22 protein-coding genes are annotated in these 23,225 nt (G+C 68.9%); 18 read left to right on the plus strand and 4 right to left on the minus strand.

The annotated features are described in order from the left end of the window. Positions 1-316 precede the first annotated feature (316 nt). Positions 317-1,339 (plus strand): LacI family DNA-binding transcriptional regulator, encoded by a 1,023-nt coding sequence (locus ABH935_RS24355; protein ID WP_370380230.1) that lies wholly within the window; start codon positions 317-319, stop codon positions 1,337-1,339. A gap of 48 nt (positions 1,340-1,387) precedes the next feature. On the opposite strand, the gene ABH935_RS24360 is transcribed toward ABH935_RS24355, so the two are convergent. Further along, the gene (locus ABH935_RS24360; RefSeq protein ID WP_370380231.1) at positions 1,388-2,125 is read right to left on the minus strand and encodes a family 16 glycoside hydrolase; all 738 of its coding nucleotides are present in this window, start codon (positions 2,123-2,125) and stop codon (positions 1,388-1,390) included. A 425-nt stretch (positions 2,126-2,550) separates the two neighbouring features. Here ABH935_RS24360 and ABH935_RS24365 point away from each other — a divergent pair, with 425 nt between their 5' ends. Then, positions 2,551-4,608 (plus strand): choice-of-anchor P family protein, encoded by a 2,058-nt coding sequence (locus ABH935_RS24365; RefSeq protein ID WP_370380232.1) that lies wholly within the window; start codon positions 2,551-2,553, stop codon positions 4,606-4,608. Between the two features lie 222 nt (positions 4,609-4,830). Continuing rightward, entirely contained in the window at positions 4,831-5,370 is a 540-nt protein-coding gene (locus ABH935_RS24370) for a hypothetical protein (RefSeq protein ID WP_370380233.1), read from the plus strand. Between the two features lie 59 nt (positions 5,371-5,429). Here ABH935_RS24370 and ABH935_RS24375 read toward each other — a convergent pair whose 3' ends face one another. Next, complete coding sequence (locus tag ABH935_RS24375; protein ID WP_370380234.1) at positions 5,430-7,259, minus strand: cell wall-binding repeat-containing protein; 1,830 nt, start codon at positions 7,257-7,259, stop codon at positions 5,430-5,432. A gap of 408 nt (positions 7,260-7,667) precedes the next feature. Here ABH935_RS24375 and ABH935_RS24380 point away from each other — a divergent pair, with 408 nt between their 5' ends. From ABH935_RS24380 to ABH935_RS24405, 6 genes are all read left to right on the plus strand, one after another. Continuing rightward, on the plus strand, positions 7,668-8,471 hold the full coding sequence (locus ABH935_RS24380; protein ID WP_370380235.1) for an IclR family transcriptional regulator: 804 nt from the start codon (positions 7,668-7,670) through the stop codon (positions 8,469-8,471). Positions 8,472-8,577: 106 nt separating this feature from the next. After that, positions 8,578-9,231, plus strand: coding sequence for a hypothetical protein (locus ABH935_RS24385; RefSeq protein WP_370380236.1), 654 nt, complete (start codon positions 8,578-8,580; stop codon positions 9,229-9,231). A 340-nt stretch (positions 9,232-9,571) separates the two neighbouring features. Further along, on the plus strand, positions 9,572-11,974 hold the full coding sequence (locus ABH935_RS24390) for an IPT/TIG domain-containing protein (RefSeq protein WP_370380237.1): 2,403 nt from the start codon (positions 9,572-9,574) through the stop codon (positions 11,972-11,974). Between the two features lie 264 nt (positions 11,975-12,238). Beyond that, entirely contained in the window at positions 12,239-12,448 is a 210-nt protein-coding gene (locus ABH935_RS24395) for a hypothetical protein (RefSeq protein ID WP_370380238.1), read from the plus strand. Positions 12,449-12,767: 319 nt separating this feature from the next. Then, positions 12,768-13,295: a SigE family RNA polymerase sigma factor gene (locus tag ABH935_RS24400; protein WP_370380239.1), complete on the plus strand. Its 528-nt coding sequence runs from the start codon at positions 12,768-12,770 to the stop codon at positions 13,293-13,295. A 5-nt stretch (positions 13,296-13,300) separates the two neighbouring features. Beyond that, a complete protein-coding gene (locus tag ABH935_RS24405; protein ID WP_370380240.1) occupies positions 13,301-14,473 on the plus strand; it encodes a hypothetical protein in 1,173 nt (390 codons plus the stop codon). A 288-nt stretch (positions 14,474-14,761) separates the two neighbouring features. On the opposite strand, the gene ABH935_RS24410 is transcribed toward ABH935_RS24405, so the two are convergent. Both ABH935_RS24410 and ABH935_RS24415 read right to left on the minus strand, forming a co-directional pair. Beyond that, on the minus strand, positions 14,762-15,469 hold the full coding sequence (locus tag ABH935_RS24410; protein WP_370380241.1) for a hypothetical protein: 708 nt from the start codon (positions 15,467-15,469) through the stop codon (positions 14,762-14,764). 566 nt (positions 15,470-16,035) lie between these two features. Further along, a complete protein-coding gene (locus tag ABH935_RS24415) occupies positions 16,036-16,188 on the minus strand; it encodes a hypothetical protein (RefSeq protein WP_370380329.1) in 153 nt (50 codons plus the stop codon). 169 nt (positions 16,189-16,357) lie between these two features. Here ABH935_RS24415 and ABH935_RS24420 point away from each other — a divergent pair, with 169 nt between their 5' ends. The 9 genes from ABH935_RS24420 to ABH935_RS24460 all read left to right on the plus strand — a co-directional run bounded on the left by ABH935_RS24420 (position 16,358) and on the right by ABH935_RS24460 (position 23,217). Beyond that, positions 16,358-17,002 (plus strand): hypothetical protein, encoded by a 645-nt coding sequence (locus ABH935_RS24420; protein WP_370380323.1) that lies wholly within the window; start codon positions 16,358-16,360, stop codon positions 17,000-17,002. 124 nt (positions 17,003-17,126) lie between these two features. Further along, on the plus strand, positions 17,127-17,453 hold the full coding sequence (locus ABH935_RS24425; RefSeq protein ID WP_370380324.1) for an SPASM domain-containing protein: 327 nt from the start codon (positions 17,127-17,129) through the stop codon (positions 17,451-17,453). 25 nt (positions 17,454-17,478) lie between these two features. Next, positions 17,479-17,673 carry a hypothetical protein gene (locus ABH935_RS24430; protein ID WP_370380242.1) on the plus strand — a complete coding sequence of 65 codons (195 nt, stop codon included), beginning with the start codon at positions 17,479-17,481 and terminating at the stop codon, positions 17,671-17,673. Positions 17,674-17,931: 258 nt separating this feature from the next. After that, positions 17,932-18,930: a hypothetical protein gene (locus ABH935_RS24435; protein WP_370380243.1), complete on the plus strand. Its 999-nt coding sequence runs from the start codon at positions 17,932-17,934 to the stop codon at positions 18,928-18,930. A gap of 222 nt (positions 18,931-19,152) precedes the next feature. Beyond that, the gene (locus tag ABH935_RS24440) at positions 19,153-20,115 is read left to right on the plus strand and encodes a helix-turn-helix domain-containing protein (RefSeq protein ID WP_370380244.1); all 963 of its coding nucleotides are present in this window, start codon (positions 19,153-19,155) and stop codon (positions 20,113-20,115) included. 158 nt (positions 20,116-20,273) lie between these two features. Continuing rightward, positions 20,274-21,230, plus strand: coding sequence for a hypothetical protein (locus ABH935_RS24445; RefSeq protein ID WP_370380245.1), 957 nt, complete (start codon positions 20,274-20,276; stop codon positions 21,228-21,230). A 5-nt stretch (positions 21,231-21,235) separates the two neighbouring features. Next, positions 21,236-21,760 (plus strand): PH domain-containing protein, encoded by a 525-nt coding sequence (locus ABH935_RS24450; protein WP_370380246.1) that lies wholly within the window; start codon positions 21,236-21,238, stop codon positions 21,758-21,760. A 520-nt stretch (positions 21,761-22,280) separates the two neighbouring features. Beyond that, a complete protein-coding gene (locus ABH935_RS24455) occupies positions 22,281-22,568 on the plus strand; it encodes a DUF6294 family protein (protein WP_370380247.1) in 288 nt (95 codons plus the stop codon). Between the two features lie 31 nt (positions 22,569-22,599). Further along, positions 22,600-23,217: a hypothetical protein gene (locus ABH935_RS24460; protein WP_370380248.1), complete on the plus strand. Its 618-nt coding sequence runs from the start codon at positions 22,600-22,602 to the stop codon at positions 23,215-23,217. Positions 23,218-23,225: the final 8 nt, after the last annotated feature.

The raw sequence follows: 23,225 nt of genomic DNA on the forward strand, positions 1-23,225 counted from the left end.
AGATCAGTCCGCCGGTTAAAGCCAGCCGTTCTTGGCGGCCTTAATCCCGGCCTCGAACCGTGATTCGGCGTCCAAGCGGTCCATGAGGTCGGCCACGATGCGGCGGACCCCTTAGGCGCTTCACCGGCTGGCGAGGGCCAGAAGCCCTTGCGCTACGGCCCCGGTGACCACGTCGCCGCTGACCAAGTCATCCGATGTTTCCTCGTGCACATCGCCGACCGGGGGTTGATTCGTGCCGTCACAGGGCATGATGGTCAGGCCAATCGCGCGCTCACGAACGGACGGCACGGCAGGCCCACGAGCGAAAGGTCCGAGGATGGCGTCGACGATCCGGGAGGTGGCCCGGCAGGCCGAGGTGTCGATCGCGACCGTCTCCCGGGCCCTGAACAGCCCGCACCTGGTCGCGGAACACACACGCAACCGGGTCGTGGACACGGCGCTCCGCCTGGGCTACCCCTCGCGCCGTCCGCGCTCCGCCGGGGCCGGGGCCGGTGTCAGGGCGCCGGCCGCCGGGCGCATCGGGTTCGTCGGCGCGGTGCTCCCCGACCTGGCGAACCCGTTCTACCCGGCGGTGCTGTACGGGATCCGCTCGGAGTCGGTCCCGGCCGGACAGCACGTGCTGTCCCTGGACGCCGCAGAGGATCCCGCCGCCGAGGCCGACCTGATCCGCATGATCGCCGGCCAGGTGGACTCCCTCGTCCTGCTCTCGTCCCGCCTGTCCGACGACCGTCTGCGAGCTCTGAGCATCCCCGGCCGTACCGTGCTGTTCAACCGGCTGACACCGGGGCTGCCGGGGGTCGTGGTCGACTATCTGGACGGCATGCGCCGCGTGATGGCGCACCTGGTGTCCCTGGGTCATCGGCGGATCGGGTACGCCGGGGGCCCGCGGGCGTCGTTCGCCGACGCCGAGCGCCGGCGTGGCCTGGCGGTGTCCGGCCACGCGGCGGGATTGCGCGTCGTCGACCTCGGCCCGTATCCGCCGTACTTCTCCTCCGGCGCCCGGATCGCCGACCGTGCGCTGCGCGAAGGCGTCACCGCGGTCATCGCGTTCAACGATCTCATGGCCCTGGGCACCCTGGTGCGGCTGCGGGAACTGCGGATCGACGTCCCGGGGCGGATCAGCGTCGCCGGCTTCGACGGCATCCCGCTGGCCGCCGCCGGCACGCCGCGCCTGACGACGGTCGTCCCGCCGCTCGGCCGCGCGGGTCGGACGGCGATGGCTTTGCTGCGGGCGGCCACCGACACCTCCGCGTCCGCGGCCAAGGCCGCACCGCGATGGTGCGTCCTGCCCGTGCGGCTGATGGTCGGCACGTCGACCGCTCCGCCGCCGGGGCTTTGACCGCCTTCGGCGGGCGTGCGTATCAGCCTTCGTAGCGACGTGATCCGCTCACTTCGTCGTGATGAACGCGCCCGGGCTCTGCACCACCGGTGATTCCAGATACAGGCTCCGGTACTCGTCGTGGATCCCGGCGTTGTGGACCTGGATCGCCAGCGGGCCGACGCGGCCGGCTGTCGGATCCTTGAAGTCCAGCACCTCGGTCGCCTTGCAGGTGGCCGCGCCCGGCGCCAGCGGGCAGCAGGCCATGCGGGCGACGCCGGTGGCCTGGTCGGCGATGAGCTCGCACTGGGCCCACGCGGAGACCGGGATCTTCGGGTGCGGCAGCTGTTTGAACTCGCTGCCGCCGCCGTTGTTGTGCCCCGGACGGTAGTCCCAGTGGCCGCCGTTCGGCGGCTGGAACTGGATCGCGCTGAGCGCGTCGCGCAGCGGGGCGGTCGTGCCCCAGATCAGGACGGTCGGCGCGTGGTTCCCGCTGACCTGGCGGACGTTGAAGATCCAACGGAAGGTGCCGGCCTGCTTCACGTTGTAATAGATCCAGCCGCGGGCGGTGCCGTTGCCGTGGATGGCGCCGCCGACCACGGACCATTCCCCGGCCTGCGCCTGCGTCCACCCGGTGAGGGTCGTGCCGTCGAACATGGAGACCAGGTGCGGGTCCCCGTACGGGTTGGAAGTCGGCGCACCGGCGTTCCGGGCGGGCGCGGCCGCGGCCGCGGCGGCGGCGGGTGCGGCGATGGCGGCGATCACAGCGGTGAAGGCGGCGGCGACGGTGCGAGCAGATCGGCGCATGTCTGGTCCCTTTCCGGGGCGTCGTAAGAGCCGTAAGAGCACTGACACAGCGGATGCTCGCCGCACGCCCCGTATCCGGTCAATGACGCCGCGGTTGTTACAGCGGTTGTTTCAGGACCGTCACGCGCATACGCAGGGGCCGGATTCAATACGCTTCGCCCGAGGCTGTGAAACACGATGAAACAGCCGGGAATCGGTTGCCGCGCCGTAGCCGCCCTTCAGGTCGTGAGGAACGGCGCGGGCAAGTAGGTGATGCCCCGCCCGTGGCGTGGGCCTGCCCCGGCGCGCTACTCGACGCCCCCGGCGCGCCAGCGCGACGGCGAATCAGAGCTCGAATAAGGTCACCGACGCACGGCGCCGTCACCGGGTGCTCCCGGCCGACCGCGTCGCGTAATGGTTCCGTCTCGGGTACAGAAGGGGTGCACATGTCAGCAACCTCAAACAGCCTGCGCCGGGCGCTGGCCTTCCTCGGAATGCTGGTGCTCACGCTCGCCGCGGCGGCGGTCGGCCCGGTCGCCAAAGCGCACGCGGCGGCGAACGTCTCTGTCGAGCTCGGCTACGCGGACAACCTGCGGCCGGCGCCCGACCACTTCCCGACCCCGTGGTCGGGCGGACCGGGTGTCGTCTTCAACGGCTGCTCCGGCAGCTGCAGCTTCGACGGCGGCGCGATCCGCTTCATCAACAACACCGGGATCCAGGTGCACGTCGACTACGTGAAGGTGCACTTCGGCACCTGCACGTTCGATCTCTGGAACAAGAACGTCCCGCTGGCCGCGGGTGATTCGCTGATCGACACCCAGACGATCAGCGGGCCGTCCGGCGGGTGCCCCGCCGACGGCAGCTTCGACACCTCCGACGTCGGGCCGAACGGCGCCAACTGGTCCGGAAACTGCACCCAATCCGGCGTGTTCCCGGTCGTGGAGTTCTCCATCGACGGCCAGGTGTCGAGCCTGCAGGACGCCGGTCAGATCCTGAACACCAAGGGCGTCGACGGCGCTTCCTGCGGAATGGGCAACGAGTCGCAGCAGTGGGCCCCGATCGGCAGCATCCCGTGCCCGGGCACGACGCTGAGCCTGGCGCCGCCGACCCAGACCGACGCGGTCGGCTCCTCGGCCACCGTCACCGCGACGTTCGCGAACAGCTGCGGCGACCCGTTGCAGGGCGCGCAGATCGACTTCGCGGTCGCCAGCGGTCCGGACGCCGGCACGACCGGCAGTGCCGTGACCGATGTCGCCGGGCACGCGAACTTCAGCTATCCCGGCGCGGCCACCGGCACCGACGTCGTCGGCTCCTCGGCGACCAACCCGGCCGGCACGATCGCCTCGAACACCGTCAACGTGGTCTGGATCAAGCGCGTGGCCACGCTCACCATCAACCCGTCCTCGACCACCAGCGACTTCAACGATCCGGTCACGGTGTCCGGCACGCTGACCGACAGCGCCGGCCCGATCGTCGGCGTCCCGGTGACGTTCACCCTGAACGGCGCCGAGACCTGCACCGGCACCACAGCGGCCAACGGATCGGCGTCCTGCTCCATCACGCCGCTCGAAGCCGCCGGCCCGTACATGCTCACGGCGAGTTTCGCCGGGTCGGCGAGCGACCAGCCGGCGAGCGCCGGCGCGCCGTTCACCGTCACCCGTGAGGAGACGACGCTGGTCTACACCGGCAGCGCGCACGCCGCGAACGGCCAGCCGTACACCCTGTCCGGGACGCTGAAGGAGGACGGCGTCACGCCGATCGCCGGCCGCACGGTCGCGTTCACGCTCGGCAGCGGCGCCTCGGCGCAGAGCTGCTCGGGGACGACCGACGCCGCGGGCAACGCCTCCTGCACCATCGCTTCGGTGAACCAGCCGAACGCCGCCACCGTCCCGGCCGGCGGGGTGTTCGCCGGTGACGCGTACTACCTCCCGGCCTCGGCCTCGATCAGCGGCGGCGTCGCCTTCACGGTGATGACCGGCCACGCCTTCGGCCTGTCGTCCTCGGGCCTGGTCGGCATCACCCCGACCCCGGAAGCCGGTCCGGTGTCGACCACGGTTCCCAGCAGCAGCAACCCGCCGTGCGTGGTGACCATCAGCGGCCTGATCAACGCCGGCACACTGTGCGCGAACGTGTCGACCGCGATCAGCCCGAACTCCTCGACGGCGAACGCCTCGGTACAGCACGTCGGCATCGGACTGCTCGGCCTGCCGGCGATCCAGATCGGCGCGGTGACCTCTACCTCGCACACGCTGTGCAGCGGCAGCGCCGGTGACGCGACCGTGGCGTCGATCACCGTCGGCGGCATCGCGGTTCCGATCAGCGTGCACCCGGGCCCGAACACCACGGTGAACGTGCTCGGGATCAAGCTGATCCTGAACGAGCAGGTCGCCACCAACAGCGCGACCGACCACTCGCTGACCGTCAACGCCGTGCACGTGATCGTGCCGGGGCTGCTGGACACGGTGGTGGCTTCGTCGACGAGCGACATCCACGCGTGCTTCTAGCTTCGAGAGATTCGCCGCTCGGGAAGGAGTGAGAACGGCGGACGGCCCGGCCGGGATGATCCTCGGCCGGGCCGTCGGCGGTGCTGGGCCTCGGTGCGGCAGGTAGTGCACGCCGGTGGCTTTCCGGACGTTGCTCCGGGCAGGCGGACGAACTAGGGTTTCGCGCTGAATCAGAATCCTTATTCGATGGCCTGGGAGGAACCCGTGGACAGGAAACGGCTCGTGTCATGGATCACCGTGCCGGCAATCGCCGTGGGCACGTCGGTCCTGGTGGCGGCGGCACCCGCCCACTCTGCTGTCACCGCCATCTCCTGCACCGGGTGGGACCACGCCACCTTCAGCCCCGGCCTGACCAACACCCTCCGCTCCACCACCGTGACCAACGACGAGGACCTGAACGTCATCGACGCTTTCAGCCCGACCGGCAGCTGTCTGGCCGTCGGCTCCGCCGCGACAGCCGGTGAGCTGGACGTGGCCGTCGTGGCGCCCGTGAGCTGCACGCAGATCATCAGCCTGGCCGGCACGCACACGATCGCCTGGAACGACGGCCGGTCCTCGACGATCCCCTACACGGCGACCATCGTGCGCGGAAACTCCACCACCGTCATCACCCTCACCGGCACAGTCAGCTCCGGGGAGTTCTCAGGAGACTCCGTGGTTCAGACGTACACCGCCCTGAACACCGCCTTCGCGGCCTGTAGCAGCCCGGCCGGCCTCCCCAGTCTCGACCTCGCCCTGACGCTTACCATCACCGGGCTCTGAGGGCTGACAAGACTCGCGTTGCGCACGCACTTGACGCTCTGCCCCCGCTGGCTCCTCGACTACGGCAGCGCCGGTGCGCTCCGGTTGTCGAAGAAGTTCCACTGCCCGGACACGCCCACCATGTTCGCCAGGCTCGCCGCCGCGTTGGCCGACACGACTCCGGTGTCGCCGTTCACGACCACCTGGTTGATGGCCGCGGCTTCGGTGCGCACGTAGTCCGCCTCCGGCCCGGGGATCGTCGAGTTGGCCGAGAGCAGCAGCGGCCCGGCGGAGGCGCCGACCAGGGCCCCGCCGGCCAGTGCGTCCGGCCAGTTGTAGCCGGTCGCCAGGCCCACGACGTGCGGCGCGTTCCCGGCGGTGAAGAAGGTCTGGGCGACGGCGGCGGCGGTCGCGAACCGGTCGGGGCCGGCGGCGGACTGAACCCGGTCGGCCGGGAACCGCGTCCGCAGCGCGGCGACCCCCTGGTCTCCGATTCCGACCAGCTGGGTGGTCGGCCCGACGTGGGATGTCAGATACGCGGCGGTGGCTGCCGGCAGCACCGTGTCGTTCGAGAGCAGCACCACGGTTTCGGGCGTGGCGCCCGCGGCGGCTCCGGCGGCCAGTGCGTCCGGGAAGTTGTTGCCGGTGGCGACCAGGATCCGGTCCGGCTTCGTGCTGATCGCGCCGGCGATCTGGGTGGCTGTGGCGTAGCGGTCGGGCCCGGCGAGGCGGCGCACCTGGTATCCGAGCCCGGTGATCTGGGCTTCGACCTTCGCCGACAGCGCGACGGTGTCTCCGAGCACGAACACCGTGCCGCCGGGCGGGAGCGCGCGGCGGATCTCGGCGGCGGTGCGCGAGTCCAGGCTCGCCGTCGGGGTCAGCAGCAGCGGGCCGCCGAGATGGCCGGCCAGTGCCGAGCCGGCGAGGGCGTCGGCGAAGGTGTCGGAGCGGGACAGGACGACCGCCTTGGCGACGCGGCCTCCGTTCTGCCCGGTGCCGTCGGGCTTGGGGGTGTCGTATCCCAGGCGCGAGGCGTCCACGGCGGTGTCGATGCGGTCGGCGCCGCCGACCCGGTCGACGGTGGTTTTGCGGATCGTCTGCCAGGTCGGCGCGCTGTCGCCCAGGCCGGGGCCGGGGTCTGAGATCGGTGCCTCGGTCAGGGTGTGGGAGTCGATGACCCAGATCCGCGAGCTGATGCCCGGTGCGAACCCGCCGAAGGTGATGTGGGACCCGTCCGGGGCCCACGCCGGATGCGAGGCCTTGACGCCGCTGGTGCCGATCAGGCTTTCCTGGCCGTCCATGGTCTTCGCGAACAGCGTGTCGTTGCGGATGTACGCCAGCCTGGTGCCGTCGGGGGACCAGGCCGGCGACTTGCCGGCCGCGAACTGCGTCGGGACGCCGGAGAAGCTCCAGATGAAGACGTTGTCCTGGCCGCCGATGTTGCGCACGAACGCCACGCTGCCGTCCGGGCCGATGGCGGGTTGGGAGTCGTTGGTGCCGGTGGGTGCGAACAGCGAGGTGTCGCCGCGTCCGTCGGCCCAGCCCGAGAAGATCTGTGCCCCGCCCGCCCGCCGGGTGAAGAAGACCTCCCTGCCGTCGGGCGTCCAGGACGGTTCGCTGTCGACCGCACCGGGTCCGGGGCTGCTGATCCGCACCGGCTGCGTGCCGTCGATGCCCGCCACCCAGATGGCGTTGGTGGCGAGGTCGGCGAAGGCCACGCGGCTGCCGTCCGGCGACACCGCGGGCTCGAAGATCTGCGACGTCGCCGACAGCCCGTTCCCGGACGGGTGGTAGGCGTGCGAGCCGGAGCCGTCGGGATTGGTGATGACCAGCCCGTTGGTGCCGGTGCGCGTGTAGATGACGGAGCCCGAGACGATGTCGACCGCGCGGGCCGGGGCCGCGGCCTCCACGCCTGCTACGAGAAACGCCGATGTCGCGGTGAAAGCCAGGATCCTTGCATGTCGTCGCACGAGATTGCCTCTCTGGAGTGGGTCGCGCTAATGGCGGTGGCCGCGCACGAGGTGGCCGCCAGCAGCGCTTCTATACGGGCCACGGCATGCAGGACGTCGTCGGGGACGGGATCGACGCCGTCGGCTGTCATGAAGCCGGCTGTCATGAAGCTGACATGCTCCAGAGCCGAACCCAAGCAGCCGCGCCCGGGCCCGATGCGGCGGTGATACTCAGACCTCTTGCATGTCCCCTCATGACAGACCACAGTTCCTTATGGCTGGCCAGGGGCTCAATGCCGGCGTGTCACTCAGTGACACGCGGGGACTGTCGCCAGGTGTGCGCCACTCATCGAAGGGGACGAATCCGGCATGGACGACCGCACCGTCATCGGCCGCGCCGCCGCGATCCTCGACGCGGTCGCCGGCCACGACCACCCCGTGACCCTGGCCGAACTGACCGCCGCGGTCGGCATGCCCAAGCCGACGGTCCGGCGTATCGCAGCCGACCTGGTGGCCCGCCGCTACCTCGAACGCGGCGCCGACGGCTACCGCCTGGGCGCGCACCTGCTGGAGCTCGGCGTGCGCGTCGCCGAACAGCACGGGCTGCGTATCGCGGCGGTGCCGCACCTGCAGGATCTGTTCGCCCGCACCGGCGAGATCGCCTGGGTCATCACGTTCACCACGAACACGTTCACCATCGTCGACGCGGCCTACGGCCGGAGCCGCGCCGAGGACATCGCCAGGCGCGGCTGGCCCAGCGACCTGCGCAGCACCGCCGTCCTGGCCAGCGCCGCCGGCCGGGTGCTGGCCGCCGAGAGCCCGGAGCTGCTGGCGTCGCTGCGCTCACAGCGGCTGCGGCGCTTCACCTCTGCGACCGTCGCGTCCTGGAACCGGATGGAAGAGATCCTGAAGGACGTCCGCGACACCGGTGTGGCGATCGAGCAGGACCAACTCGGCGCCGGCTACGGCTGCATCGCCACCGCACTGCGCGACGGCTACGGCACAGCGGTCGGCATCATCGGCGTCACCGGCCGCACCGGCGGCTTCCAACCGATCCGCCTCAGCCACGCGTTGCAGACGGCCGCCGACGACATCGGCCAGCGACTGACCGGTCCAGAAACCCGCCAACCCGTCCCGCTCAGCAGGGCCGAGCCACCGGCGTTCCGGGTATGAGCTGCAACTACACCAGCATCTGCCCGTCGCCTCCTCTCACTCCAGTTGCCCCGCCGGCGTTAACGCCGTGACTCTGTCGATGATGTAGGTCTGGCAGTGTTGGCGCATGGTCGAACGTGAGGATTCCCGTCCTGGTGACTGGTCGGCGCATGCGCTCCAGCTGTTCCTGACCACTGTGTGGAGCATGGTCGTCGATGAGGACAGCTACACCGGCGGCTACCCGTCGTGGATCGAATCCCGGCTACGGGGTCGCGAGCGGGGAAGCGTTCCTGACGGTGCGTCGCTGACGGCGTTGGACCGGATCCTGGCGTGCGGGGTGGATCCGGAGGATCTAACCGATGTGGTGCGGCAGATGCAGCACGAGCTTGTCCGCAACGTATGCGAGCTGATCGACGATCCAGGGCTTTCGGGTATTGGACTGGATGAGGACTGGTCCGAGCAGGTGGACTTCCGCTGGGAGCTCGTAGCGGTCCGCACCACAGGGCCGGCAGGGCGCGCCCCGATCGATGGACTGCATTCCTCGCTCGACGAGTTCGACCCCAGCGGCCGCAGCGGCGGGCCGCGCGGCCGGCCCATTCCCGCTCGGCTGCCTGGTTACCCGCTCCATGCCAGGCTGGCCGTTGCCCAAGCACGTGCGGGTGACCGCATCCAAGCGATCAACACCTGGCGGAAGGCAACCGGCGCACCTGTGATGGAGGCGAAGGCAGCCATCGATCTCCTTCTCGACCAGCTGCGACAAGATCCAGAAAGCGCGCCCTGACGCTCACTGAGCGATCGCGATTGCGATCGTCGTGGTATCGCGGTCCGGGCGGATTCGCCAGGCTCGGGCGGTCCTGACACGGATGCGGATTTCGAGTAGAGATGATGGGGGACGTCTCAGGGTTCGCATATCCTCCGTCGGTCAGACCGGACGGCACCCCTGGGAACTGTCGGCGGCCCGGACCCGCTGCCGACGGCGTACGGCCGCACACCCGGTGACAGGCGGTATCTCAGCCGCCGATATCGCGGTGCAGCCATGGCGCGTCCGCGCTCGACCGCGCCGCGGACGTCAGGGCCCGCCGGGCCCATCCGCCGGCACGGGTTCGAAAGGGGGGGACTTGATGTCCTCGACCACCCACCGGCCTCGCGGACGGTTTCGCAGACGCCTGACATCCCTGGCCGCGACGGCCGCGCTCAGCGTGGCCGGCATGGCCGGTATGGCCGCGTTGGCCGCACCCGCGGATGCGGCACCGTCCGGCGTGACGACCGCCTACGTCGCCGACCAGTACAGCGGCACCGTATCGGCGGTGAACACCGCCACCGGCACGGTCACCGCGACGATCCCAGTCGGCGGCTTCCCGGAGGCGCTGGCCGTCAACTCGGCCGGCACCACCGCCTACGTCGCCGTGGCCATCACGAACGTCGTCTCGGTCATCGACACCTCCACCAACACGGTGACCACGTCCATCCCGGTCGGCTCCAACCCGTCGGCGATCGTTCTGAACCCGGCCGGCACCCTGGCCTACGTCGCCAACGAGAGCGGCCACACGGTCTCGGTGATCGACACCGGCACCGACACCGTCGTCGCGACCATCCCGGCGGCCTCCGGCTTCATGCTGTCGATGGCGATGGACCCGGCCGGCACCCACGTCTACATCGGCTCGTTCGGGCCCTCGGCCCTGACGGTGATCGACACCGGTACCAACACGGTGTTCGCGACCGTCCCGGTGGTCGGGAGCGGCTACGCGGTGACCGTCAACCCGGCCGGCACCACCGTGTACGTCGGCACCGCCCAGGCCAACACCATTACCAAGGTCGACACTGCCACCGACACGGTCACCGGCACCATCGCCGACGCCGACGTCACCAGCCTGGCCTTCACTCCCGACGGCTCGAAGCTCTACGCGGTCAGCCCCCAGGGCAAGGACGTCACGGTGATCGACCCGGCGACCGACACCATCACCGCCACCATCAGCGGCGGGTTCGCCATCCCGGGCAAGGTCGCGGTCGACTCGACCGGCAGCACCGCTTTCGTCACCGACGTCGGCTCCGGCAACGGCTCGACCCCCGGCGCCTTGGACGCCATCGACGTCGCCACCAACACCCTGTCCACCATCGTCCCGAGCATCGCCGGGGGTCCTGACGCGCTCGCTGTGCACACCGTGCCCCCGCCGACGGTGACCTCGGTCAGTCCGAGCCACGGCCCGGAGGCCGGCGGCACCACGGTGACCATCACCGGCACCGGCCTGACCGGCGCCACGATCACCTTCGGGACCGGGCACCCGGCCACTGGCGTGGCGTGCACCGCGACGTCCTGCACCGCCACCGCCCCGGCCGAGGCCGACGGCACTGTGGACGTGCAGGCCACCACGGCCTATGGCACCAGCGCCACCGGCAGCGCGGACCGGTACACCTACGATGAGCCCGCCCCGACCGTCACCGGGATCAGCCCGGCGTTCGGGCCACTGGCCGGCGGCACCAGCGTGACCATCACCGGCACTGACTTCACCGGGGCGACCGCGGTCGCCTTCGGTGGCACCCCGGCCAGCTCGTTCACCGTCACCAGCGACACTTCGATCACCGCCACCGCGCCTGCTGAGAGCTACGGCACGGTAGACATCACCGTGACCACCGCCGCCGGCACCAGCACGGCCGGCGCCGCCGACCACTTCGCTTACGTCAACGAGATCGCCAAGGTCACCGCCGAAGGCCGCCTGGACGCCGGTGGCGGCCGTGACGCCGAGTTCGGGTTCTCCGCCCGCGCCACCCAGGCCGGCGGCCCGATCAAGAGCCACCTGACCTACGAGAACCAGACCGCCGGAGTGAAGATCGGCCACGCCGCGTTCACCGTGCTCTACCTGGCCAACGCGACCACCGCGCACGCGGAGGGCACCGCCACCTGCACCGTCGGCGGCACCAGCAGCCCGTGCACGGTCGTGGTCAACGCCGTCGACAACGGCGACCCCGCCGAGCATGACGACGACAGTCTGCACCCGGACACCTTCACCCTGGCCTACACCATCGGCACCAGCACGACCACGGTCGGCGGGACCATCGAGGACGGCCACGTGGAGATCGCCCCGGAGACCCGCGGCACCAGCGGCACGACCGGTGCCGCGCGCACGGTCGCCACCGCCGCCACCGCCGGGCTGCTGAACGCCAACCCGGTGGCCGGCGCGTTCACCGGCGGGTTCAACGCCTCGCTGCTCGGAATCACCCTGACTGGCGGACACTGCGCCACCGCGGCCCTGGTCTACACCGACGGCACCGCCTCAGGCGGCCAGAGCTGCCTGCTGCTAGGCCTGGCCGGAATCAACATCGACCTCAACCTGAACGCCACCAACGGCACCCTGTCCGGCGGCACCGCCACCCTGACCGGCACCGCCACCGTCGTCGTGGCCGGCCTCCTACCCGTGCAACTGCCCGCCGTCGCCACCACCACCGGCTCCGGCCTGCAACTGACCGTCGCCGGCCTCACCCTGCCCACGTTGCCGATCGGCGCCGGAGCCATCGAAATCGGCTGACCCACCCGGAAAGACCGGCCCCGAACCACCCACGCACAGCAACCTCGGCACGCGCCGACCAAGGTGCCCGGCCGCGGCCGGGCACCTTGGTCGGCGCCCCTCCGCTCTTCCTGTGAAAGCCATTCCAGGGATTGGGCCCGGGAGAGGTACGAGCGATACGTGCACGCTCCCGTGACTGCCACGTCGCGGCGCGCGGCGGCCCTTGCGGAGACGCGGTCAGTTCGTCTTCACGGCGGGCGGCGGCAGGTGCACCGTCATGATCAGGTGGCAGGTGTCGGTGCCTGCGCCGCGGTAGGTGTGCGCGTCACCGAACACTCCACTCACGTCGCCTTCATCCTGGAAACCCTCCAGGCCACCCACGACGCGGACCGCCTGAATACCGCAGCCGACCAGCTGCGCGCCCTACTGGCGCCGAACGCGGATCACGTCACCGTGCAGTACCTCAGCCCGGCAAAACCCCAAGCCGGCACCTGAGCCCGCACCGGGTCACCGGCGGCAGGTGCCGTTACTCACTGCACCGGCGCACGCCAGCGGTGTGGCTCGCGAACAACCCAGCGCACGTCCCCGCGCCTTGATCACGCGCGCGTGTCGGATGTCGTCGCGGTGCGCCAGGGCCCATTCGTGCAGTGCGGTGATCGGGGCGAGCATGTACCTACGCCAAGTGCATCGACGGATACTGATGGCTGCGTTCGTGCCGTCGTCGCGTGAGGTGCGAAATGAGTGCGTGCAGCAGATCGGCGACCCCAAAGCGTTTTCTATGCAGCACGCCCATCCGCCGCTCATAAGGACGCCGATGACGATTGCTTCGCCTACGTTCGACGACTATGTCGCGTCCCGGGGGGCGGCGCTGCTGCGCCTGGCGCTCATGCTCACCGGTGACCGCCATCTGGCCGAGGACCTGACGCAGGACGTGCTTGTCCGCGTCTATGGCCGTTGGTCGCGCGTCTCGGGCATGACGCAGGTTGACGCCTATGTACGCCGCACCCTGGTTAACACGCACGTGAGCTGGCGGCGACGCCGCTCCAGCGGCGAGGTGCCGTTGGCCGAGCCGTCGGACGCGGCCCGCGCGGGCGCCGCCGGCGATGACGGTTCCGAGGCCGCGGCGGACCGGGACCAGGCGTGGCGGCTGCTGGCGACGTTGCCCCGCAGACAGCGGGCGGTGCTGGTGCTGCGGTACTACGAGGACCTGTCGGACCGGGAGATCGCCGAAGTCCTCGGATGCTCGGCGGGCACGGTGCGCAGCCAAGCCTCGCGGGCGCTGGCGACGTTGCGCGGGAGCCTCCAGGACGTAGCCGCCACCGGCGGCGTGAGAAGGGACTGACGATTGTGGACGAGCTGGACGACCTGCTCCGGGACACCTTCCGGGCACGCGAGGACGAGGCAGGCGACGCCACCGGACTGGCGGCGGCGGTCAGGAGCGGTCACGCGCGGCACACCGTCAAGCGGCGGCAGCTGCTGGTGGTGGGCACCGTCGGCGTGCTTGCGGCAGGCGGGAGCTCCGCGCTGGCGCTGGCACGGCACGGCTCAAGCGCCCCCAACGGTGCGGTGTTCGTTGCGGCACGGGACGGCAACGGCCGGCCGTCGGTCACGACCTCCAGCCCAGGCGGATCGGCCACGAGCCCACCGTCACAGGCCGGCACCCGTGCCTGGTCCTCGCACGGCCTGCAGGTCCGCGTCCCCCAGGACTGGAAAGCGAACCAGACCCAGTGCGGGACCCCGATCGCACCGACCGTGCTGATCGGCGGCGGTGCCGTCCCGGCCTGCGCGCTCAACCACGCCCCGGCCGTCGACGTGGTCGCGTTCGGCACCGCGACGGTCCTGGACCCCGATCCCGAACCCGCCCTGCACCCGACGACCGTCGGCGGCCACGCCGCGAAGACCGGCACCGAACGGATCCCCGACGGACGGACGGTCACGCTCCTGGTCGTACCGGACCTCGACGTGTCAGTCACGGTGAAGAGCAAGAACGCCGCACTGGTGGCTGGCATCGTCGGCTCGGCCCAGATCGTGGACACCGATGCCAACGGATGCGCAAGCCAGGCCACCACGGTCGAGCCCGCCGGGAAGCCAGCGCGCTCCGGCGCGCAGACCACGATGGTCCCCGATAAACCGATCAAAGCGACCGTCTGCCACTACGCAGCGCCCTATACCCCGGGCCAGGCCGCCTTCAACGGCCCGACTTTCCTCACCAACAGCAGCGCCATCGCACCGGACCAGATCGGCAAGCTCACCGATACCATCAACACCCTGACGCCGGGCCAGGCCAGATGGACCGGCCTGCCCGGCTCCTGCCCCCCCGCCGCCCACGACGGCTACCTGTTCCACTTCACCTACGCCTCGGGCCCGCCGCTCGACGTGTACCTGCACACCTCGGACTGCGACCACATCGGCTTCGACAACGGCGCGATCACCGGCTACCTCTCCCAGAAGTTCGTCGACAACCTGCAGGTGTTCCTGCCCGACATGGCATTCCAAGCCCCGGACGACGCGATCAAGTAGTCCCGAGGCGCTCGACGGCCGCTGTTGGATGTGGGCCGCCGTAGACGGGAGGCGGCGGCCCTGGTGTCTGTCAGGGATCTCACTACGGGTGCGCCGCCTGGGACTTGACCCCCGAACCCGCGGATTGAGAGGAGGACTTTCGAAGTCCGCTGGTAGGGGCACCGGCAGTCTGTTGATGGCGGATCGGGATGGTCCAGGGTGGTCCAGGGTGGATGGAACCTCTGGGCAGCAGATGTGAGCCACTGCCCATGAGGCGTCCTTCGGACCTCGTGGCGTCGGACCCGGGCTTCACTCGTAGCAGGCGAAATAGTGCCCGGTTGAGTAGTTGCTGCCGTCGTTGGCGTTTGCACTGTTCAGTGGAACGTTCTTGCCCGAGCCGGGCAGCTCGATGACGGTGACTCCGCCCACGGCGAAGGCCCAAACGTCGTAGACGGAGCTGGGGTCCGATGCACACTGGGAATCGATGGAGGTGTAGTCCATGGTTCCGGTCTGGGCGCTCAGCCCGGTTACCGGACAGGCGCCGTACGCGTGACCGCAGATGTTGTTTTGAGTTACGTCGATACCATTTTGTGCATCGGCCATTTGCACTCTCTCGGAGATGTTCGCGCACTGCACTTTGACGTTCGAGCTGTTCTCGCAGAGGAGAATAGCCTGCGCGTTCACGCCGTACGGCAGAGCAGCGCCGGGGCCGCCGTCGATGATTACGGTGAGGTTCACGCACACCACAGCTTGGTTGCCGTACTGGTCTTTGCCGATCACCTTGCACGAGTGCGCCTGGTTCTGGCTCGGGGTGATGGCATACAGGATGGGAAGGCTGCTGGCCGCGTTGGCGCCGCCGGTGTTGGCAGGCGACGGCCTGAGGGCTGAGCCGACGGCGTGGGAGGCCGGGATTCCCCCGGTTCCGGTACCGGCTCCGGCTGTCGGGATCCCGAGTGTGGTGGTGAGGGCGAGGCCGGTCAGTACGGCGGCCGTGCGCAGACGCGGGCGCGTGGTCATGAGAGTCTTTCCCCTTTCGACGCATCCCCGCCAGGGGACGCCAGCCTGGTCGTGGTCGGGTTCTACTGCCGTGGCCGGGCCGCACGTCGGCCTTCGCCGTTGTCGGCGGCACATGACGCCGATGGGACCGAAATAGGGGTCCCGCTGTGCGCCCCGGAGTAGAACCTCATTTCAGTGCGGGATCAGCGTGGCATCCCACGCCGCTCCGCTTCGGCCAGTGGACCAAGCGTCAAGGAACTGGCGACGCAATGCTAAGGACGGCGGCCTCGGCGCACCGGCATCGTTGTCGCCGAGCCACCGGTAGAGCCGACAACGTTCAGGGGAAGTCAGATGGCTGCGATACCGATTGAGATCCAGTCAGCTCCGGCCGACGGTTCGGAGGCATCGTGCTGTGGCGACACGGACGGGTGCGGATGCTCGTGCCAAGGCCTGGACGCCGCCCAGGCCGCGGTGCCGGCTGGCGAACCTGCCCGGCCGGTCGGTGTCGCCACCCGGCGGGTTTTGCGGACGAGCAGCTATGCCATCTACGTCGACTTGCCCCGCAACGATGCAGAGATGCTGCTCGTTCACGGGTACGCCGGGACGTTCGACAAGGTCTCGAAGCGGGTCGCGACGTTCGTCAGGGCGCTGGAGGACCGCCACGCGCCGAAGCCATTGTACGGAGACTGGACCGCCGACGAGGCAGTCGAGGAGAAGCCGGAGCTTTCGGACGAACTCATCGAGGTCCTGCTCAGGCGCGGATACCTCACGTACCTGAGCCGCGAGGAAGAACTGGCGAGGTTCGAGGCCATCGCGGACGGCATGCACGCGCAGCCCACCCGGCCCAGCTACGTGATCATGCCCACCTACGACTGCAACCTCCGCTGCTTCTACTGCTTCCAGGACCACATGCGGACCAACCCGGACTTCGCTCACCTCCTGCAGCGCATGACGCACGACATGGTGGACCGGATCTTCGACGCGATGCCGCAGATCGAGGCCACGCACGGGATCGCGCCGGAGGACGGCTACATCCGCCCGATCACCCTGTTCGGCGGCGAGCCGCTTCTCCAGCAGAATCGTGATCTGGTCGAGCACATCCTCGCCAGGGCCCAGCAAGGCGGTACCCGGGGACTCACTGTGGTGACCAATGCCACCGACCTGGGCGCCTACGAGGATCTGCTGGGACCGGAGAACCTGGCCGATCTCCAGCACTCTGGACGGCGTACCCGAGGAGCACGACAAGCGCCGCGTCTACCCGGACGGTCGGGGATCGTTCGCCGCGATCGCCGACAACGTCACGATGGCGCTCTCCCACGGAGCGCGGATCAGCATCCGCCTGAACGTCGACCGGGTCAACGTCGGCCACCTGCCGCGGCTCGCCCGGATCTTCGAGGACCGGGGATGGTCCGGCCACCAGAACTTCGTCGCCTACACCGCGCCGATAACCGGGGGCAACGGCAAGACAGAACGAGAGACGCTCTTCTCCAGCTGGGAACTCGATCAGGCGCTGGACGAACTGCGTGCCGCCGAGCCGTCGATGAACGTCATTGACCGGCCGGACGACCGTCTGAGAAACAGAGTCCTGTCCTTGTTCTCCCACGGCGGTCACCCGGGTGGCCAGCCGACCTTCTGCGGGGCGCACACCGGCATGTACGTCATCGACCGGTTCGGCGACATGTACGCCTGCTGGGAGCGGACCGGCAACCCCAAGATCCGGATCGGGCGGATCGCTCAGGACGGCACGATCGAGACCTCCGAGGCGATGTCCTCGCTCTGGCGGAACAGGACCGTGACGTCCAACCCGGTCTGCAAGCAGTGCCGGTACGCGCTGTACTGCGGCGGCGGCTGTGCGGTGCTCGCGGAAGGACGCACGGGGCGTCTCGACCGGAACTACTGCGACGGGTTCGGGTTCCGCCTCCGGGCGATGGTCGCTGAGGCGTACACGGATCACGCCGCGGGCAAGCAGGCGGGGCGAAGCGTCGCGCCGCTGTGTGACAACTGACAACCAACCATCGAAAGGACCTGTAATGGATGCCGCCGAAGCGACTCCGCTGGAGATCGAGTCACTGAACCTGGCAGACCTCGACGTCACGGCGCTCGACGCCCGGCTTGAGGTGACCACGCTGCTCCCGCAGGTGTGCATCACCAACGGCTGCCCAGTCAATTGTTCGTGCTACGCCCCGCCGAGCTGCACCAACTACGTCATTGTTTGCGGCGGGTAGACGGCACGGCTTTCGCAACGTGGACGGGACGACGTAGTGGAAGCTGCTTGGCTGGACGCCGAGGGCGCCACCCAGACAGTGGTCTGCCACGTAAGCGCAGACTGTTGTCTGCGGATGTCGCCCTCGGCGTATTGGCTCTTCGCGAACCTCCGCGAAGGCAGAACCCATGAAGAGATCGCGACTCTCGCAGCGCGCAAGTTCGGCTCCGCGCCTCTGCTTGCCGATGTAGCACGGGCCTGCGATGCGATCCTCGCGAAGGTGGACGAGCAGACCAGGATCGTCGAGGCGCGCAAGCGGCGGCGCTATGTGTTCCGGATCCGTTTGCTCCCCGAATCGGTGGTCGGCCGGCTCGCCCGCCGGTTTCATGGAGTATTCGGTCTCTGGGGAATCCTGACCTACGTGGCGCTGATCACCACCGCCGGCATTGCTCAGGCCGTCGCGGACGGGCCGCGGCAGCTGGCCCGCTTCCAACCGGCTGACGACCTGGCAGTCGTGCTGCTGGCGTATCTGCTCGCACTGGTCGCGCACGAGTTCGGGCACGCAGCCGCGTGCTCCCGCTACGGGGCGAGGCCGGGCGGTATCGGCTTCGCCTTGTATCTCGCGTTCCCCTCCCTCTACTGCGACGTCACCCGGGCTTGGCTGCTGTCGAGGTGGCAGCGGGTCGTGGTGGACGTCTCGGGGGTCGTGTTCGAGTCGGCGGCCGCTGCGGTGCTAGCCATCCTGGGCGGCGCCTTTCAGCAGCCGGCGTTCACGTTCGCGTCGTTTCTCGTCCTCAGCAACCTCGTCTGGGCGCTCAATCCGTTCGGGCGATTCGACATGTACTGGGCCCTGACCGACGCGATCGGCGTCGTCGACCTGCGTGCCGAGAGCCGGCGCGTGGTGCGCGGCCTGCTACGCAAGGACCGGGACGGCTGCACCGAGCAGACTTGGCGGCGCGTACTCGTCGTCGGCTACGCGATCTGCACCATGGGGATCATCGGAGTCTTCATCTATTACTCCCTCCGCGTTGGTGCACCGCTGGTTGCCCACATGCCGCAGATCGTCCACCAGGTCCGCTACGACGTGCTGCAGGGACGATTCGGGACCGCGCTCGGCACCGTCATGGAGCCTGCGACGATGCTCCTGCTCCTCGCAGTGATGCTGTATCGGACCGGCACCGCGGGGATCCGCTTGACGCTCAGGCAATGGCTGAGGTTCCGTGCCCGGGCACAGGTAGGTGGCACCGGCTCGGACGGTACGCCGCCGGCAGCGGTCTGATCGACGCCTTGAACAGTGGCGCGGGCGCGATGCCGGCATCAGCCGCCGCGCTCGTTGGTCGACTGCGGCAGGTGTGTCACCTCGGCGTGTTAGGGCCGTGTTAGGCGCCAATTCCATAATCGTGATCGTCCTGCTGGGCAGTACCACCAGAAACGGGGCTTTCGCCATGTCGCGATCCGTCAACGAGGCGGCGATCACGTGTTCCTGACCATGCTGCGCACTATGGACCTGCCTGCCCCTGACCGCTTCCCATGGTGGCGTGAGCAGTTGGCCAAGGCCACGGTTCCGACGGTGGTCAGCAGTCCGCACGCCGCAGATTTCCGTGCCGAAGTGATACTGGCCCGGATGGGGCCGGTCGACCTGTCCATCCTGACCCACCCCGAGGCGCGAGCGGTGCGTACACCGGCTCTCGTGCGCCGTTCCGATCCGGGGGTCTACGGGCTCTGTCTGATCACGGCGAACGAAGTCCACCTGGCCCAGCGCGACCGCGAGTGCCGAGTGGGACCGTCCGACCTGCTGCTCTACGACACCTCACAGCCTTACGACGCCCGCGCGCTGCCGGGCCCCGGGACCCGGCCCGGCAGGATGTTGGTTCTGCAGTTGCCCAAAGACGCGCTGCCGCTGCCCCCGCAGCAGCTGAACCGCCTGCTCGCGCGCCGGATGCCCGCCGGCACCGGGATGAACGCGGTCCTGGCCGCCTACCTCACCAGGGTCGCCACGGCCATCGAGAAGGCGGAAGTGACCGAGCAAGAGGCCGGGCGGCTGGGGGAGGTGGCGCTCCATCTGGCCGCCGCCGCTCTCGCCTCTCAGATCGAAGCCGAAGATCTGCTGACCCCCGAGACCCGCGGGCAGGCGCTACTCGCCCAGATCGAGGCCTTCATCGAGTACAACCTCGGCGACCCGGACCTGACCCCCGCCGTGATCGCCGACCACCACCACATCTCTGTCAGCTACCTGCACAAGCTCTTCCAGCCGCGGGACCTCACCGCCGCTGCCTGGATTCGCCGCCGGCGCCTGGAGCACGCCCGGGCAGATCTCACCGATCCACGGCTCCGCAGCCACCCCGTCCAGCTGATCGCAGCCCGGTGGGGCTTCCGCCACGCGGCGCACTTCAGCCGCGCGTTCCGCACCGTCTACGGCATGTCTCCACGCGATTGCCGCCACCGGGTGCAGGGCTGGGAGTAGACGTGGTCATGCAGCGGGTACGGTGAACAGGGCGGCGCGAGGTGGCAGTTACTGGCGACGATGCGTTTCGCCGCGATGAACCGCACCGGAATCGTGCCACCCTGCTTCGTTTGACAGTAGGTCAAGCGGGATCCTGAGCTGCTGTCAAAGCTGTAGCCGTGGCAGGGGATCGGGGTGCTTCAGCAGGCGGAAGCGGTGGTTCGGGCTCGTTCAAGGACACGTTGAAGAACATCCACGCCACGGCGCAGACCAGCGGTTTCATCGAATACCGTGACAGCGCGCTGCTGACCAAGATCAACAAGGGCAAAGACGTCTGGACCAGCCCTTTTTCCCTGCTCTACAACCACGGCGAGGGCCCCTTTCTCCAGTACGGCGGGGAGCTGCCGCCGCTGACCGGCTTCGACGCGCAGCAGGCGACCAGCGCGATCTCCGTCGGCAACCCGCCGAACACGGTCGGGGTCCTGTACGGGTCCTTCGACACCTCGACGATCGGCACCAAACTCGCGGCCTGGGGCTATACGAAGCAGGACCGCGGCGGCGGAGTCACCGCCTGGATCTTCAAAGACGACAACCAGGCCGACACGTCCCAACCCGACACTATGAACGTCGGCCCGGGCATGGGTGGCCGGCTCAACGTGATCTGGGTGTCGAAGTCGAGTATCGCTTACGGCTACATGACATCAGACCTGGCCTCCGCACTACCCGCACAGTCCAAGCCGCTGTCCCAGGACGCCATGGTGGGTCCGCTCACCGACTGTCTGGGTTCGACGTTGATCGCGTACGTGATCACCGATCAGAAGGTGATCTGCGTCGCGGCGCCCACAACCGCCGGCGCGCAGGCGCTCGCGGCGGGGTTCATGAAGTCGGTCGGTAGCGGGCGCGACCCCGAAGGGGACAAGCCGTGGTCGAGCGAAGTGTCCGACGCGCAGACGAAGGTGCTTGGCGGCCCGACACACGTGGTGCAACTGACCGCCACCCAGATCGGTGGAGGACTCCCGTTCGTGGACGAGCCGGTCAACCGGAACGACTACCCGACGCTGCTCTGGCTGCCGACGACATCGAGCCTTCACTGTGGCGGCCGGACCGGCACCGCCTGGAATAGGGGACAGAGATGACGACAGTGCGGCTGGCCTTCATGCGACGATTCCCGGAAGCGATCACCAGCGGGTTGCTGCTGGGGCTGGTCGCGATAGTCGTGCTCGTCGCGGTCGGCGCCGACAACTTCGTCGGTTGGCTGCTCGGGGCAGCGTGTGTCATAGCCCTGGCTGCGGCGGTGCCGTACAGCTACTGGCTCCGGGCCGATGACCGTGGCTTGACCTTGGTACGACTGCTGGTGCGGCGCAGGATCCCGTGGCAGGCCGTCCGGGGTCTTGACCTGAGGTTCCATAAGGACCCGAACACCAACTACCGATATGTGGCCGTTCACATACGCCTCAGCGCCCGCCGCGCAACCCGGCCCAGCATCGCGAGGCGCCTTGGCCCCGGCCCGCTGTGCGGCAGGATCTCGATCGCCGACAAGCCGCGGGAACTGGCCAACCTGTTCGCCCTGTTCGGCGACCGCGGCGTGCCGATCGACGAGCCCGAATACGTGAACTCGGTCCTGGCGGCGCACGGCCTTCCTGCGCTCCCGGTTCCGACTGCGTAACGCGGGCCGGGTAGCGCTCCAGCCCCCGCGCGGGGCTCAGGTCCACGCAGAGGCCGTCAGCGCCGTCCGGACCTGGCCCGGGAGGCGGCCAGCGCCTTGCGGGCCTGCGCCGGCGGCATCGAGGCTGGAACTGCGAAGTGGCGAGGGTCGAGTTGGCGCGTTTACGTCGAGTGGCCAGATCCAGGTTTCCTGAAGTGAGCCAGCTGCAGGGGGCCGCTGCGGGTGGCGTCGCCTGGCAGCCGCAGCCGCAGCCTTGCTACAGCCAAGCGAGCAGTAGTGGCCAGGGGTCATCGTCTCCTGTGACCGGCGTGACGTACAGCGTCACCAGTACCAGAGCGACAACAATCCGCCAACACTGCCGCCTACAACCGGGTCTGACCCTATGTCCAGAGACAGTCGAACCCGGAAGGAGCCTGATGAACATTCCCGGTCGCAGTGGTATGCGTCGCTCGACTCGGCGTGGCGGAACGCTTCGTCCTCGTGCTCGGCATCGTCTGATATCCGAACCGGAGACTGCACGATGTTCCACGGCGCGTCATGGACGCTGTACTCGGACGGGACTGCGCATTTCACCGGACTCGTCACCAGCAGCGACGACAACGACGCGTGGCTGATGTGGATCGACCTGAAGAACTCCTCAGGCCAGTGGCTGGGCCGCCTCGTCGCCAACACCAACTGGGACGATCTGACGAAGTTCGTGAAGAACCTGCCGGATTCGTCGCGTCAGTACTGGTGGGACCAATGGGGCACCTATCCGCCCCAACTCTTCGACCAGACCCAGACACTGACCCTGCTCTCTCACTGCTGATCGCAGAGCACGTCGGCAAGGAAGGAAGACCATGAACGAAACCCCCGACGTCCCGGCACTGCCGCGGCGTTCCGTGCTCGCCGGTACCGTCCTTCTGGGCGCGGCAGTCGCGGTCGCCGAGATCGGACTGGCACCCTCCAAGGCCGCCGCGGCCGCGCCATACGCGTCGGACAACTGGCGGTTCTGCGTCAACTGCTTCAACCTGGTCTCGACCGACTACACCGCCACGAGCATCTGCCCTCGCACCAGCGGCCCTCATCAGCCGATGGGCTGGACCTTCATGCTGGCCTACAACCTGGGACCGGACGGTATCGGCGAAGACGCCACCGACCAGGCTAACTGGCGGCACTGTTTCCGCTGCGCCTCGGTGTACTGGGCGTACAGCAGTTCGCGGCACTGCCCGGCCGGCGGAACGCACGCCTACGACAACACCACCGGCTACTACGCGCCGCAGTACCTGCTTCTTCACGACGTCGGGATGCCTGCCGGGACGCAGAACCTGTGGCGGTTCTGCTCCAAGTGTTCCGCGCTCTTCTACAACGGCTACGCGTACAAGGACCAATACGGCTTGTGCCCGTACGACAACGTCTACGGTCACTCGGCTGCGGGCTACGACTTCGCCCTCCAGGTCTCGAACTACGACTCCTGATATCACGG

The sequence above is a fragment of the Catenulispora sp. GAS73 genome (genome assembly GCF_041262085.1).
Taxonomy (GTDB): domain Bacteria; phylum Actinomycetota; class Actinomycetes; order Streptomycetales; family Catenulisporaceae; genus Catenulispora.

Excerpts from the sequence above, each read along its gene's own strand:
- ABH935_RS24415 (WP_370380329.1), bottom strand. The coding sequence starts at position 16,188 with ATGAGTTCGTCCGAAAGCTCCGGCTTCTCCTCGACTGCCTCGTCGGCG.
- ABH935_RS24365 (WP_370380232.1), top strand. The coding sequence starts at position 2,551 with ATGTCAGCAACCTCAAACAGCCTGCGCCGGGCGCTGGCCTTCCTCGGA.
- ABH935_RS24400 (WP_370380239.1), top strand. The coding sequence starts at position 12,768 with ATGACGATTGCTTCGCCTACGTTCGACGACTATGTCGCGTCCCGGGGG.
- ABH935_RS24455 (WP_370380247.1), top strand. The coding sequence starts at position 22,281 with ATGTTCCACGGCGCGTCATGGACGCTGTACTCGGACGGGACTGCGCAT.
- ABH935_RS24425 (WP_370380324.1), top strand. The coding sequence starts at position 17,127 with ATGTACGCCTGCTGGGAGCGGACCGGCAACCCCAAGATCCGGATCGGG.
- ABH935_RS24355 (WP_370380230.1), top strand. The coding sequence starts at position 317 with ATGGCGTCGACGATCCGGGAGGTGGCCCGGCAGGCCGAGGTGTCGATC.
- ABH935_RS24440 (WP_370380244.1), top strand. The coding sequence starts at position 19,153 with ATGGACCTGCCTGCCCCTGACCGCTTCCCATGGTGGCGTGAGCAGTTG.
- ABH935_RS24380 (WP_370380235.1), top strand. The coding sequence starts at position 7,668 with ATGGACGACCGCACCGTCATCGGCCGCGCCGCCGCGATCCTCGACGCG.
- ABH935_RS24430 (WP_370380242.1), top strand. The coding sequence starts at position 17,479 with ATGGATGCCGCCGAAGCGACTCCGCTGGAGATCGAGTCACTGAACCTG.
- ABH935_RS24410 (WP_370380241.1), bottom strand. The coding sequence starts at position 15,469 with ATGACCACGCGCCCGCGTCTGCGCACGGCCGCCGTACTGACCGGCCTC.
- ABH935_RS24420 (WP_370380323.1), top strand. The coding sequence starts at position 16,358 with ATGCGGACCAACCCGGACTTCGCTCACCTCCTGCAGCGCATGACGCAC.
- ABH935_RS24460 (WP_370380248.1), top strand. The coding sequence starts at position 22,600 with ATGAACGAAACCCCCGACGTCCCGGCACTGCCGCGGCGTTCCGTGCTC.
- ABH935_RS24385 (WP_370380236.1), top strand. The coding sequence starts at position 8,578 with ATGGTCGAACGTGAGGATTCCCGTCCTGGTGACTGGTCGGCGCATGCG.
- ABH935_RS24360 (WP_370380231.1), bottom strand. The coding sequence starts at position 2,125 with ATGCGCCGATCTGCTCGCACCGTCGCCGCCGCCTTCACCGCTGTGATC.
- ABH935_RS24390 (WP_370380237.1), top strand. The coding sequence starts at position 9,572 with ATGTCCTCGACCACCCACCGGCCTCGCGGACGGTTTCGCAGACGCCTG.